The 14697-nt window shown below is 67.7% G+C and carries 6 protein-coding genes and 1 other RNA gene; 5 read left to right on the top strand and 2 right to left on the bottom strand.

From position 1 onward, the window contains the following. Window positions 1–8: 8 nt before the first annotated feature. Genes AC5P53_RS19465 through AC5P53_RS19455 form a run of 3 tightly spaced genes read left to right on the top strand, consistent with a single transcriptional unit; the run spans window position 9 to window position 1911 of the window. Window positions 9–758, top strand: coding sequence for a 3-deoxy-D-manno-octulosonic acid kinase (locus AC5P53_RS19465; RefSeq protein ID WP_032958195.1), 750 nt, complete (start codon window positions 9–11; stop codon window positions 756–758). Beyond that, window positions 758–1525 carry an MBL fold metallo-hydrolase gene (locus AC5P53_RS19460; protein WP_495227498.1) on the top strand — a complete coding sequence of 256 codons (768 nt, stop codon included), beginning with the start codon at window positions 758–760 and terminating at the stop codon, window positions 1523–1525. Before AC5P53_RS19465 ends, AC5P53_RS19460 begins: the two co-directional genes overlap by 1 nt. Then, window positions 1522–1911: a nuclear transport factor 2 family protein gene (locus tag AC5P53_RS19455; protein ID WP_241887189.1), complete on the top strand. Its 390-nt coding sequence runs from the start codon at window positions 1522–1524 to the stop codon at window positions 1909–1911. Before AC5P53_RS19460 ends, AC5P53_RS19455 begins: the two co-directional genes overlap by 4 nt. A 90-nt stretch (window positions 1912–2001) precedes the next feature. On the opposite strand, the gene ffs is transcribed toward AC5P53_RS19455, so the two are convergent. Continuing rightward, window positions 2002–2098: signal recognition particle sRNA small type (gene ffs, locus AC5P53_RS19450), an RNA gene on the bottom strand. Window positions 2099–2399: 301 nt separating this feature from the next. Between ffs and AC5P53_RS19445 the strand changes: the two genes are divergently transcribed. Together AC5P53_RS19445 and AC5P53_RS19440 are read left to right on the top strand one after the other, a co-directional pair. Continuing rightward, window positions 2400–2717 (top strand): DMT family transporter, encoded by a 318-nt coding sequence (locus AC5P53_RS19445; protein WP_005415486.1) that lies wholly within the window; start codon window positions 2400–2402, stop codon window positions 2715–2717. A gap of 359 nt (window positions 2718–3076) precedes the next feature. Next, window positions 3077–13969: an autotransporter-associated beta strand repeat-containing protein gene (locus AC5P53_RS19440; RefSeq protein ID WP_241887190.1), complete on the top strand. Its 10893-nt coding sequence runs from the start codon at window positions 3077–3079 to the stop codon at window positions 13967–13969. A gap of 100 nt (window positions 13970–14069) precedes the next feature. On the opposite strand, the gene AC5P53_RS19435 is transcribed toward AC5P53_RS19440, so the two are convergent. Then, window positions 14070–14696, bottom strand: coding sequence for a hypothetical protein (locus AC5P53_RS19435; protein WP_032958203.1), 627 nt, complete (start codon window positions 14694–14696; stop codon window positions 14070–14072). Window position 14697 lies beyond the last annotated feature (1 nt).

Here is a 14697-nt window from a genome sequence, read left to right as displayed (position 1 = left end):
TCAATGAAATGGTCGCATTCGACGCCAATGAAGCGCTGACGCCATGCCGCGAGGGTCGCGGCATCGGGGCCATTCTGTTCGACCGCGAGCGGCTGCGGCAAGCCGAGATCGGCCTGTTCTCGCCCCAGCACTGGGGCAGCAGGGCCCGGCCGGTGGGCGAGGGCGGCCGCGGCAGCGCCTGGTTCGTCGATGCGCCGTTCGGTGCCAGCGTGCTGCGCCACTACCTGCGCGGCGGCATGGCGGCCCGTATCAGCCATGACCAGTACCTCTGGCGCGGCTCGGACCGGACCCGCAGCTTCGCCGAATTCCGCCTGATGCGCGCCCTGCGCGAGAAAAAGCTGCCGGTGCCACGGCCGATCGCCGCCTTCTACATGCGCGAGGGCCTGCGCTACCGGGCGGCGATCCTGATGGAGCGGATCGAGGGCGTGCGCTCGCTGGCCGACCGCGCACTGGTGGCCGGCCGGGGGGCTCCCTGGGAGGAGACCGGGCGCCTGATTGCCCGTTTCCATCGTGCCGGCCTGGACCATGCCGATCTCAACGCGCACAACATCCTGTTCGATGGCAGCGGCCATGGCTGGCTGATCGATTTCGACCGCGGCGTGATCCGCATCCCGGCGACCGCCTGGCGCGAGCGCAACCTCAAGCGCCTGCTGCGCTCGCTGATCAAGCTGCGCGGCGAGCGCAGCGTGGAAGACGTGCAGAAGGACTACGCGCGGCTGCGCCGTGCCTATGACATGGCCTGGAACCGGGGCACCTGATGGACTGGGCGTTGCGTTTCCTCGGCGTCGGCAATGCGTCGGCGGTCGAGCTGGGGTCGCCGATGTCGGTGATCGAGCGCGATGGGCGCCCATGGCTGACCATCGATTGTGGTGGCGAAGGCCTGACCGCGTTCAAGGCGCACTACGGGCAGATGCCGCAGGCGCTGTTCGCCACCCATGTGCACCTGGACCACGTGGCCGGCTTCGAGCGCCTGTTCGTGGATACCTTCTTCAATGCGCACCGGCGCGGCAAGGTGCGCCTGTACGTGCCCGCCACGGTGGTGCCGCTGCTGCACAAGCGCATCGGGGATTACCCGAACGTGCTGGCCGAGGGCGGTGCGAACTTCTGGGATGCCTTCCAGCTGATCGTGGTGGGCGAGGCGTTCTGGCACGAGGGCGTGCGCCTGGAAGTGTTTCCGGTGCGCCACCACTGGCCGGAGACGGCCTATGGCCTGCGCCTGCAGGGCGCGCTGACCTGGAGCGGCGATACCCGGCCGATTCCGGAGATGCTGGCCCGCTTCGCCAGTGACAACGAACTGATCGCTCACGATTGCGGCCTGCACGGCAATCCCTCGCATACCGGCGTGGACGATCTGGAGCGTGAGTACAGCGCCGAACTGCAGGCGCGGATGATGCTGTACCACTACGCCAGCGCGGCCGATGGTCTGGCGCTGGCTGCGCGTGGGCACCGCGTGGCGCAGCCGGGGCAGTGCGTGCCGCTGGCGAGCCCGACCGCCCCGCACGTGCTGGTCCAGGACCCGCCGTGAGCGGTACCGGCCAGCCCGCAGATGCGGCGTTGGCTGCCGGGCTGGAGGCGCTGGAGCGTGCACTGCATGCGCCGCAGGTGCGTGCCGACCGCGAGCAACTGGCCGCATTGCTGGATGAGGATTTCAGCGAGATCGGCAGCTCCGGCCAGTGCTACGACCGTGCGGCCGCGCTGGTGGAGATTCCGCTGGAGCGTGCCCAGGTGCAGATCGAATCGGAGCAGTACGCCGTCTGGCTGCTGTCGCAGGACCTGGCCCAGGTGCGCTACCGCAGCCGCCATCACCTTGATGGGCCGCTGCAGCACTGGGTGCTGCGCAGTTCGCTGTGGCGCGGGCACGGGGACAGATGGCGCATGGTGTTCCACCAGGGCACGCCCGAGGCAGGGTAGCGCGGCGCCATGCCGGGCCAAGAATGCGAAGCCGGGGTCAGATCCCTTTGCCATGCAAGGGGATCTGAGCCCAGTGCGGAAAAGGCGGTGGCCCAGCCGGCTGACCTCGGCGCCCGCGTCGATCGATACCGTTGCTGCCTTCCGGCCCTGGCGGGGTTTTCGACCTAGCGTCGCGAGGGGCCGACGGGGCCACCATAGAGACGTTGGCCGCCCGGTGGGCGGCCAGTTCACGGATCAGGGGAAACAGCGCGCGGCGCGCCGGAGACCACAGCCGGACTGCACATCGGGCTGGCCGATGGCAGACGCGCATTCTAGCGCAGACGGGCCCATCGACGCCAGCTTCATGCACTGAATCGGCTGTAACCCGCTTCCGGCGGCAGCGGCCTGGGGCTGCCGCCGTTGCTAGAATGCCGGCCAGGAGGAACGACCTCCCCCACATCGGGAACCAATGACCAGGACGGCCTGGCCCTACCAAGAGGAGGGCCGTCATGGCCTGGATCTATCTGTTGTTTGCCGGCCTGCTGGAAATCGTCTGGGCCGTGTCCATGAAGCAGTCCGAAGGCTTCACCCGGCTCACCCCCACCGTGGTCACCATCATCGGCATGATCGCCAGCTTCTGGTTGCTGGCGGTGGCCATGCGCAGCCTGCCGCTGGGAACCGCCTATACGATCTGGACCGGCATCGGCGCGGTCGGGGCGTTCGTGGTTGGCATTGTGTTCCTGGGCGAGCAGGTCAGCCCGATGCGGATCGGTGCGGCGGTGTTGATCGTTTCCGGCCTGGTGCTGATGAAACTCTCCAGCAGCTGAATTTATTTACTCATGGCGGGGAATGGATTCTCCGCCACATGCGGCAATATGCATTTTCGGCAAAACCATTTTGTCCGCCCCTGTTATTTGACGCACGTCATAAAAATAGCGCGCGTGATTCACATGCCGCTGGCACCGTCGGTCGCACAGTGCCGCCATTCGTCGGGCGAAATCGGGGAGTTTTCGCCTTGATGGACGCGCTGGCGCACCTGTCCCCGGGTGCGATCGCGTGAAGATGTGAAGATTTTCAGGAGTTAATGCCTTCAGGCCTTGTTCCCGTTCGGGGAGCCGGGGTGGGCCGCATTGTCTCCAAAAAACCTGCCAGCTGTGCCATCCGGTCTTTTCATGGAGATTTACCGATGAACCGCATTTACCGTCTGGTTTTCAATCGTGCCCTTGGGGTAATGCAGGTTGCTTCGGAGGTCGCCCAGAACCCCGGCGGAAGCGCGGTCAGCGCAGGGCGGGTGCCGCGATTGCGGGCGCACCAGCTGGCGGCGGCTTTGGCCGCCACACTGGCCAGCGGATCGGCATTCGCAGCGTGCACGGGCACCACAACCGTAAACTGCGACAGCACCACCAGCATCAACAACTACTCCAACGCGACCAACGGCCTCACGCTGAACATCGACGCGGGTGCATTGCTGCGTACGCCGCCGATCGTAGGCGGCGGCAACGCAGCAACGCTGACCGGCGACAACGTGACGGTCAACAACAATGGCACGATCGATCCGAGCTCGATCATCCTCGCCTCGCCCGGCCTGGTCATCGGCAATGGTTCTGCCAACAACAGCGCGATCGTCGTCAACAACAACGCCAGCGGACAGATCAAGGGTGTCGTCAACATCGCAACGCTGCTGGGCTTCGGTGGACAGGCGCTGGTGGCACAGAATGTCAACGGCACCACCACCATCAACAACGCCGGCCTGATCAGCACGTCGCTGATCGGTGCAGGCAGCGTTTCCGACGCGACCACGGTGGTGACCTATGGTGGTGCAGCCGCCAATGTGGCCAACACAGGCACCATCGACGGACGCGTCGGCCTGGGTGCTTCTGGCGGTAACACGTTCCTCAATGCGGGGGCGGTCAGTGGCAGCGTTCACCTGGGTGATTCAAGCGGCGGCAACACCTTCACCGCAGTGTCGGGTTCCAGCGTTGTGAGCGGCGGCGGCAGCGCTCTTGCCGGCGTGATTACCGGTGTCACCGGGGTAAAGGTTGCGGCTGCGGGATCGGTCGACGCCGGTACCGGCAGTGGTGCGGCCAACAACACGCTGGTGTTGCAGAACGTCGTCAGCGGTCCGGGGTCCGGCACCGGCGGAGCGGTGACCACGCTGGGCTGGAACCAGTACCTCAACTTCCAGAAGCTCACCGTCAACAGCGGCACCTGGAACCTGCAGGGTGCGTGGGCGGGTGCAGGTACGAGCACGCTCAATGATGGCCTGGTCAATTTCAACAATGCCGGTTCCTTCGGCACAGGGCTGTTCACCGCCAACGGCGGTGCCATCGCCTCTGCCACGGCCGGTCTGAACCTGGCCAACGCTTTCAGCCTTGGTGGCAATCTGTCCCTGGCAGGGACCAATGCGTTCAGCCTGGGGGGCTTGCTGTCCGGTACTGGCGGGCTGACGGTCAACAACACCGGCATCGTTACTCTCGGCGGCGCAAACCTGTTCTCCGGCGGCGTCAACCTCAATGCCGGCGGCCTGGTACTGGGCAATGCCGGTGCACTGGGCAGCGGCAACCTGACCGTGGGTGGCAGCGCTTCACTGGATACGACGGCGGGCTTCACCCTGGGCAACAATCTGGTGATCAATGGCGGGGGCTCGCTGAACCTGCTCGGCAGCAATGCGTTGTCATTGAACGGTTCGATCTCCGGTGCCGGCAACCTGACCAAGAGCGGCGCCGGCACCCTCACCTTGAACGGCGCCAATGCGCTGACCGGCAGTTTCAACCTGGCCGGAGGCGCGTTGGCGCTGGGCGCGGGCGGCAGCCTGTCACCCACCGGTGCGATCACGGTCGGCGTCGGTACCACCCTGGACCTGTCGGCGGCCGCCAACCAGACCATCGGTTCGCTGGCGGGCCTCGGCGGTTCGGTCAACCTGGGCAGCCACACGCTCACCCTCGCGGGGCTGGGCGATACCAGCTACAGCGGCACGTTCGCCGCAGGCACGGGTGGCCTGGTCAAGCTGGGCACCGGCGTGCAGACCTTGTCGGGCGTGAACAACCTCAGTGGCGGCGTGGCACTCAACGGCGGCGGCCTGCTGCTGGGCAATGCTGCTGCGCTGGGCAGCGGTGCGCTCAGTGTCGGCGGCAACGTGACGCTCGATGGAACCACGGGGGCGCTTGCACTGGCCAACGCGGTCAACCTCGGTTCGGGTGCCAGCCTCAATCTGCTCGGCAACCAGGCGTTGACGTTCAACGGCGTGATCGGTGGCACCGGTGGCCTGGTCAAGAGCGGTGCGTCGTCGCTGACGCTCAATGGCGCCAACACCTTCGGCGGCGGCGTGGCGTTCAATGCCGGCAGCCTGGTGCTGGGCAACGCTGGAGCACTGGGAACCGGTGCGCTGAATGTTGGTGGCGTGGTGTCGCTCGACACCAGCGCGGCGCTTGCGGTCGGCAATGGCATCACGCTGGGCGCGGGTGGCTCGCTCAATGTGCTGGGCTCGAACGCATTGACGCTGGGCGGCGCCATCGGTGGCACCGGCAGCCTGGTCAAGAACGGTGCCGCCACGCTTACGCTGGGTGGCGCAAATACCTTCACCGGCGGCCTGGCGATCAATGCCGGCAAGGTTGCGGTGGGCAGCGGCGGAAGCCTGGCCGCCGGCGGTGCGGTCAGCCTGGCCGGCGTTGGCGCGGACCTGGACATCTCGCTCGGCGGCAACCAGACCATCGGCGCGCTGTCCGGTATTGCCGGCAGCACGGTGACGCTGGGCAGCAGCACGCTCACCTTCGGTGATGCCACCAACCAGACGTTCGCCGGCGTGATCGGCGGCACCGGTGGCCTGATCAAGCAGGGCACCGGCGTGCAGACGCTGAGCGGCGCCAACACCTTCAGTGGCGGCGTGAATCTGACGGCGGGTGGCCTGCTGCTGGGCGACAGCAGTGCGATCGGCAGCGGGGCGTTGACGGTCAGCGGCAACGGTTCGCTGGATACCACGGCAGCGTTGAACCTGGGCAATGCGATCAACCTCGGCGCGGTCCTGACCCTGCCGGGCAGCCAGAACCTGGCCCTGGCCGGCAACATCACGGGCACCGGCAGCCTGGTCAAGAACGGCGCGGCGACACTGACCTTGAACGGTACCAACACCTTCAGTGGTGGACTGAACGCAAACGCTGGCGCCCTGCTGCTGGGCAACAGCGGCGCACTCGGCACGGGGACGCTGGGCATCGGTGGCAACGTCTCGCTCGACGGCAGTGCGCCGCTGAACCTGGGCAACAACGTGGCACTGGGTGCAGGCGCCGCGTTGTCGCTGCCGGGTTCGCAGTCGATCACGCTGGGTGGGGTGGTGTCCGGTGCGGGCAGGCTGGTGAAGAACGGTGCCACCACCTTGACCCTCAATGGCGCCAACAGCTTCGGTGGCGGGCTGACCGTCAACGGCGGCGGCCTGCTGCTGGGCAATGCCGGCGCGCTGGGCACCGGTGCATTGTCGGTGGGGGCCAATACCACGCTGGACAGTTCGGTGGCGCTGGACCTGGCCAACAGCGTCAACCTCGGCGCCGGTGCGGTGCTGGATCTGCTGGGCAGCCAGAACGTGTCGCTGGGGGGCGTCATCAGCGGCACCGGCGGGCTGGTCAAGAACGGTGCGGCGACACTGGCGTTGAACGGCGCCAATACGTTCAGCGGGGGCGTCGGGCTTAACGCGGGCGTACTGCAGCTTGGCAACGCACAGGCGCTGGGTACCGGCCAGCTGGACGTGGGCGGCAACGCTTCGCTGGATGCCACTGCGGCGCTTTCGGTGGGCAACACCCTCGGCCTCGCCGCCGGCGCCAACCTCACCGTGCTGGGCAGCAATGACCTGACGCTGACCGGTCCGGTGTTCGGCGCCGGCGGGCTGATCAAGGATGGCGCGGCGCGCCTCACGCTGTCTGGCGCCAACACGTTCGGGGGTGGCACCACCGTCAACGCCGGCACGCTGGCGCTGGGGGCCGGTGGCAGCCTTGCCGCGGCCGGTGCGGTGGATCTTGCCGGTGCCGGTGCGACGCTGGACATCTCCGCAGCCGGTGCCGCGCAGACCATTGGCGCACTCAACGGCGTCGCAGGCAGCCAGCTGGCGCTGGGCGCGCAGTCGCTGACCTTTGGCGGCGCCGGCAACGGCAGCTTTGCCGGCGTGATCGGTGGCACTGGCGGCCTGGTCAAGACGGGTACCGGCGTGCAGACGCTGTCCGGTGCCAACACCTTCAGTGGCGGTGTTGCACTCAACGCGGGTGGCCTGATCCTCGGCAATGCCAGCGCGCTCGGCACCGGTGCGCTGGGCATCGGTGGCACCACCACGCTGGACAGCACGGTGGCGTTGAACCTGGCCAATGCAGTGAACTTCGGTGCGGGCACGCAGCTGACGCTGGGCGGCAGCAACGATGTCACGCTCGGTGGCGTGGTGGCCGGCAATGGCAGCCTGGTCAAGAACGGTACGGGCCTGCTGACCCTCAACAACACCAACACCTTCGCTGGCGGCCTGACCCTGAACGGTGGTGGCCTGGTCGTCGGTGCGGATGGTGCGCTTGGTACCGGCGCGCTGGCGGTGAATACCAGCACCACGCTGGATGCGGGCGCGGCAGTGACGCTCGGCAATGCGGTCACGCTGGGCTCGGGCGTTGCACTGACGGTGCCGGGCAGCAATGCGCTGACGCTGTCGGGCGTGGTCGGCGGCAATGGCAGCCTGATCAAGAACGGCGCTACCACGCTGACGCTGTCCGGTGCCAACACCTACACCGGCGGTACCACCATCAATGCCGGCACGCTGGCGCTGGGCACGGGCGGCAGCCTGGCCGCGGCGGGTGACGTCACGTTGGGGGCGGGCGCCGGCTTCGATATCTCCGGTGCCGGCAGCAGCCAGACCATCGGCGCACTCAATGGTCTGGGCGGCAGCACGCTGGCGCTGGGCGGAAACTCATTGACGTTCGGTACGGCCGGCAACGCCGCGTTCGACGGCGTGATCAGTGGCGGCGGGGGGCTGGTCAAGGTGGGCGCGGGCGTACAGACGCTGTCCGGTGCCAACACCTTTGGCGGCGGCGTGACCCTCAATGCAGGCGGGCTGGTACTCGGCAATGACGCGGCGCTGGGCACCGGTGCATTGACGGTCGGCGGTGCTGCCACGCTGGATACCACCGGCCTGGCAACGCTGGCCAACAACATCGCGCTCAACGCCGGGCTGACCGTGCTCGGGACCAACGCACTGACGCTCAACGGCGTCCTTTCCGGTGCCGGCAGCCTGACCAAGAACGGCAGCGCGACGCTGACCTTGAATGGCATCAACAGCTATACCGGTGGCACCAACATCAACGCCGGCACGCTGGCGCTGGGGGCCGGTGCCAGCCTGGCGGCGAGCGGTACCGTGAACCTCGCCACAGGTGCCACGCTGGATCTGTCTGCCGGCAGCGGCACGCAGGTGTTCGGAACCCTGGTCGGCAACGGTACGGTGAACCTCGGCGCCAACTCGATCGAAGTCGGCGGCGCCACCAATGGCACCTTCAGTGGCTCGATCGCAGGCACGGGTGGCCTGACCAAGGTCGGTACGGGCATCGAGACGCTGACCGGTGCCAACACCTACACCGGCGGCACCTTCATCACTGCCGGTACGCTGGCGATTGGTCCGGGCGGCAGCCTTGCAGCCACCGGCGCGGTGACGCTGAGCGCTGCAGGCACCGGCTTCGATATCTCCACCGCAGGTGCCAACCAGACCATCGGCTCGTTGAACGGCGTGGCGGGCTCGACGGTGAGCCTGGGTGCACAGACGCTGACACTCGGTGGTGTGGGCAACAGCCTCTTCGATGGCGCGATTTCCGGCACCGGTGGCCTGGTCAAGAATGGCGCCGGCGTCCTCACACTGGGAGGCGCCAATCTGTTCAGTGGTGGCGTCGCACTCAACGGTGGTGGCCTGGTGGTCGGCAACAACGCTGCGCTCGGCAGCGGTGCGCTGGCAGTGGGCGGCAACGCGACGCTGGATGCATCGACAGGCGTCAGCCTGGCCAACAACATCGGGCTCGCAGCGGGCGCGAACCTCGACCTGCTTGGCAGCCGGGCGCTGACACTGGGCGGTGTGATTTCCGGTACCGGCGGCCTGGTCAAGGACGGTGCGGCCACCGTGACCCTGAGCGGTGCCAACACCTACACCGGTGGTACCACCATCAACAACGGCACGCTGGCGATCGGCGCGGGTGGCAGCCTCGCCGCGACCGGCGCGGTGAACCTGGCCGGTGCCGGCACGTTCGACATTTCGGCGGGCAACCAGGCCATCGGCTCGCTGGCCGGCGTCGCCGGCAGTACGGTGGCGCTGGGTGGCAGCACGCTGACCCTGGGCGGCACCGTGGACAGCACCTTCAGCGGTGCGATCAGTGGCAACGGCGGCCTGGTCAAGAACGGTGCAGGCGTGCAGACGCTCAACGGCGGCAGCACCTTCAGCGGCGGCGTAACGCTCAACGCCGGCGGCCTGGTGGTCGGCAACAATGCTGCGCTGGGCACCGGTGCGGTGACGGTCGCGGGCGCTGCGACGCTCGATTCGAACACAGCGGTCACCCTCGCCAACAACTTCACCCTCAACAACGCGTTGACCGTCCTCGGCAGCAACAACCTCACCCTCAACGGCAACCTGAGCGGCACCGGCAGCCTGACCAAGGAGGGAGCCGCAACGCTGACCCTGAACGGCACCAACACCTACACCGGTGGCACCAACATCAACGCCGGTACATTGGCACTGGGCGCTGGCGCGAGCCTGCACGCCAGTGGCATCGTCAACCTGGCCTCGGGTGCGATCTTCGATCTGTCGGCGGGCAGCGGCACGCAGCAGTTCGGCACACTGGTCGGCAACGGTACGGTGAACCTGGGGGCCAACACGCTGACGATCGGTGATGCCAGCAATGGCACGTTCAGTGGTTCGTTGGCCGGCTCGGGTGGCCTGATCAAGGAAGGCTCGGGGACCCAGACGCTGACCGGCACCAACACCTTCACCGGGGGTACCACCATCAACGCCGGCACGCTGGCGATCGGCGCCGGTGGCAGCCTGGCGGCGACCGGTGCGGTGAACCTGGCCAATGCCGGTACCACCTTCGACATCAGCGCGGGTGGTGCGCAGGCGATCGGTTCGCTGGCAGGCGTGGCGGGTTCGACCGTTGCGCTGGGCGGCAGCACGCTGACCCTCAATGGCGTGGGCAATACCACGTTCGCCGGCACCATCGGAGGGGCCGGTGGCCTGGTAAAGAACGGCGCAGGCATCCAGGGCTTGACTGGCGTCAACGTCTTCACGGGCGGCGTGACCCTCAATGCCGGTGGCCTGCTGCTGGGCAACGACGGTTCGCTGGGCACCGGCGCGCTGACCGTGGGCGGCAACGCCAGCCTGGACGGCACCAGCGCGCTGACCCTGGCCAACACCGTGCAGCTGGCCAATGGCACGCTGACCCTGGCGGGCAGCAACGCGCTGACCTTGAATGGCCCGATCAGCGGCGCTGGCGGCCTGCTGAAAGATGGCGCGGCAACCGTCACCCTGGGCGGCGCCAGCACCTACACCGGTACCACCACCATCAACAGCGGCACGCTGGCGGTGGCGGCCGGTGGCAGCCTGTCCGGTGCCAGCACGGTGAACCTGTCCGGTGCCGGCACGTTGGACATCAGTGCCGGTGGCAGCCAGAGCATCGGTGGCCTGGCCGGCGTGACCGGATCCAGCGTGGTGCTGGGCGGTGCGACCCTGACCACCGGCGGCGACAACGGCAGCACCACCTTCGGCGGTGTGCTCAGCGGCACTGGTGGCCTGGTGCAGAGCGGCACCGGCACGCTGACCTTGAGCGGCGACAACGTCTATACCGGCGGCACCACCATCAATGGTGGCAGCACGCTGCAGATCGGCAATGGCGGCAGCACCGGCTCGGTGCTGGGCGACATCACCAACAATGGCAGCCTGGTCTACAACCTGGGCACGACGGCAACCGTGGGTGCGGTGGTCAGTGGCAGCGGCGGCCTGACCCAGGCCGGTAGTGGCACGCTGGTGCTGACCGGCAACAACACCTACACCGGCGGTACCACCATCAATGCCGGCGGCACGCTGCAGGTGGGCAATGGCGGTGCGACCGGCGCGATCGTCGGTGACATCACCAACAACGGTGCGCTGGTGTCCAACGTGGCCGGCAACACCTTGCTGGGCGGCACCATCAGCGGCACCGGTGGCCTGACCCAGGCCGGTGCCGGTACGCTGACCCTGACCGGCAACAACACCTATACCGGCGGTACCACCATCAATGCCGGTGGCACGCTGCAGGTGGGCAATGGCGGTGCCACCGGTGCGATCACCGGCAATGTCGCCAACAACGGCAGCCTGGTCTTCGACGTCGCGGGCAACACCACCGTCGGCGGCGCGATCAGTGGCAGTGGTGGCCTGACCCAGGCCGGCAGCGGGGTGCTGACCCTGGTCGGCAACAACACCTACAGCGGCGGTACCACCATCAATGCCGGCGGCACGCTGCAGGTGGGCAATGGCGGTACAACCGGCGCCATCGCCGGCGACATCACCAACAATGGTGCGTTGATTTCCAACGTGGCCGGCAACACCGCGCTGGGCGGCACCATCAGTGGCAGTGGCGGCCTGACCCAGGCCGGCAGCGGTACGCTGCTGCTGACCGGCACCAACAGCTACACCGGCGGTACCACCATCAATGCCGGTGGCACGCTGCAGCTGGGCAATGGCGGTGCGACCGGTTCGATCGTCGGTGATGTCACCAACAATGGCACGCTGCTGTCCAACGTGGCCGGCAACACCACGCTGGGCGGCACCATCAGCGGCAGTGGCGGCCTGACCCAGGCCGGCAGCGGCACGCTGACCCTGACCGGCAACAACACCTATACCGGCCCGACCACCATCAACGCCGGTGGCACGCTGCAGGTTGGCAATGGCGGCGCGACCGGTGCGATCGGCGGCAGTGTCGTCAACAACGGCAGCCTGGTGTTCAACGTGGGTGGCAACAGCACCGTCGGCGGCGCCATCAGCGGCAGCGGCGGCCTGACCCAGGCCGGCACCGGCACCGTGGTCCTGGCCGGCAACAACACCTATACCGGCGGCACCACCATCAACACCGGCGGCACGCTGCAGGTCGGCAACGGTGGCGCGAGCGGTGCGATCACCGGCAACGTCAGCAACAACGGCAGCCTGGTGTTCAACGTGGGCGGCAACAGCACCGTCGGCGGCACCATCAGCGGCAGCGGCGGCCTTACCCAGGCCGGTACCGGCACCGTGATCCTGACCGGCAACAACACCTATACCGGTGGCACCACCATCAACGCCGGTGGCACGGTGCAGGTCGGCAACGGTGGGGCCAGCGGCGCGATCACCGGCAACATCACCAACAACGGTGGCCTGGTGATCAACACCGGTGGCACCACCACGCTGGGCGGCAGCATCAGCGGCGGCGGTAGCATCGTGCAGGCCGGCCCCGGTGGCCTGAACCTCGGCGGCAACAGTGGTGGCTTCAACGGTACCGGCCAGGTCACCGGCGGCGGCCTGAATGTCACCGGCACCATCGGCGGCCAGTGGACCATCGGCAGCGGTACCACGCTGTCCGGCACCGGCACCATTGGTGGCACCGGCGGTGGCGTGACGGTGTCCAGTGGTGGCGTGCTGTCGCCGGGTAATGGCCCGGGCAACGGCAGCGGCACAGGCAATGGCACCGGCACGATCACCGTGGGTGGCAACCTGACCCTGTCGCCGGGCAGCACGCTGGGCATCGATCTGGGTGCCAGCGGCAGCGATACGGTACAGGTGGGCGGCAGCGCCAACGTGGGTGGCAGCACCGTAAAGGTGAACACCATCTCGCCGAGCACCAGCTACCAGCAGGGCCAGCAGTACACGGTGATCAATGCGGGCGGTGGGGTGAGCGGGCAGTTCGCCTCGGCGAACTCGCCGTCGGCCTTCCTGACCATCACCCCGGTCTACACCGCCAACACCGCCAACCTGCAGATCGACGTGGCGCAGACAGCGGCGTTCACCACCGTGGCCAACACGCGCAACCAGTACAACACCGCTGCGGCGCTGGACAGCCTGCCGCAGAGTGGCGCGGCGCTGGGCCTGTACAACACGGTGCTGCTGTATGACGCCGGCACTGCGCGCAGCGCATTCGACCAGCTGTCCGGCGAAGTGCACGCGGCCAGCCGCGCGGTGCTGCTGTACGACAACTATCTGGAAGAGGGCATCCGCCAACGCCTGGGCAGTGAGCTGCCGACCGTGCGTGGTGAGCGTGCCTCGGCCTGGCTGGCTGGTAGCGGCAAGGTGTTCAAGCAGGATGGCGATGGCAATGGCAATGAGATCCGTTCCAACCGCAATGCGGTGATGGCGGGTGTGGACTGGCAGCTGGGTGAACACGTGGTGCTGGGTGCGGCGGCCGGCAACGAACGGCTGGATACGCGCCTGTACGATCGCAGTTCGCGCGCCCGCCTGCGCGGCAACACGTTCGGCCTGTATGCACAGGGACAGTGGAACAACGGCTTTGCGGTCGGTGGCAGCGTGTCGCGCGGTGACTACCGCACGCGCACCACGCGTGAAGCGCCTCTGCTGGGCCAGACCCTGTACAGCCGCCAGGATTCGGACGTGACCATCGCCCAGGTCGAAGGCAGCTGGACCTGGACCCATGGCAGGACCCAACTGCAGCCGTACGTGCAGTTCACCCGGCACTGGGTCGACAGTGATCGTGCGCTGGAGCAGGGTGGCAGTGCCGCACTGGTGCTGGAAGGCGGCAAGGACACGCTCAACGTCAGCACGGTGGGCGTGCGGGGCCGCTGGGACGTGGGTAGCGGCGCGCGCTTCCCGGCGCAGCTGACCGTCGGCCTGGGCTGGCAGCATGCATCGGGTGACACCGATGTGGCCAGCCGCAACCGCTTCGCGGTCGGTGGCGATGCCTTCGATGTCTACAGCGCGGTGATGGCACGCAATGCGCTGGTCAGCCAGCTCGGCGTGGCGGTCGGCCTGGGTCGCAACAGCCAGCTGTCGATGTTCGTGCAGGGCCAGCACGGTGATGGCCGCCGCGATGTCGGCGGGCAGATCAACCTGCGGGTAGGCTTCTAAGGGGGGCGGGCCAGCGGTAGATCCACGCGCTGCGTGGATCTACCGGCGCGGAGGGAGTGAGACCTCCCGCGCCACGGTGTCGGCACTGCAACCACCTCGCTCAGTTCGCCGCATCCTGCGTGCGTCGCCGCAATCCGGCGGGCGGGTCGAACAGGCTCGACGGCACCTCATCGAATGTGACCTCGGTAACCCGCAGGCCGCGTTCGGTACGCTGGTTGCCGGTGCGTCCGCGGTAACCCAGCAGCAGGCCCGTGCGGGTATCGATCCACAACGTGCCGGAGGTGGTGCCATCAGGGCCCTGCGCATTGTCATAGCGCCAGCCGGCAGCGAGGCGACCCAGGATGAACTCGCCGGGTGCGGGAGAGCAGCGCCCTCCGATCGTGTGGCATGGGGCGGCAGGATCGTACCAGTAGGGACCACTGGCGTCGGCGACCGGCAGCGTGTAGTTGCCGCGTTCGCTCACCAGCCATGCCCGGCCGCGCTGGCCCTGGGTGGTCAGCCATGCATCGGGCGCATTGTCGCCGCGGAAATCAATACGGATGGCAGGCCCGCGCAAACGGATCTCGACCTCGACCTCACCACCAGGCGAGCTTGGACCGAGTGGGCCCAGGCCATAGGCGCGTGCCAGCAATCGCGCCTGTGGAGGTTCGTTGTCAGCAGCGTCCGTGGATTGCGCGGCGACGGCCCAGGTTGCTGCCATCAACAGGCTGGCCAGCAGCACCTGCATG

It is taken from the genome of Stenotrophomonas sp. YJH_SMC_82, from assembly GCF_059368875.1.
This window is presented reverse-complemented; position numbering and strand designations above follow the sequence as displayed.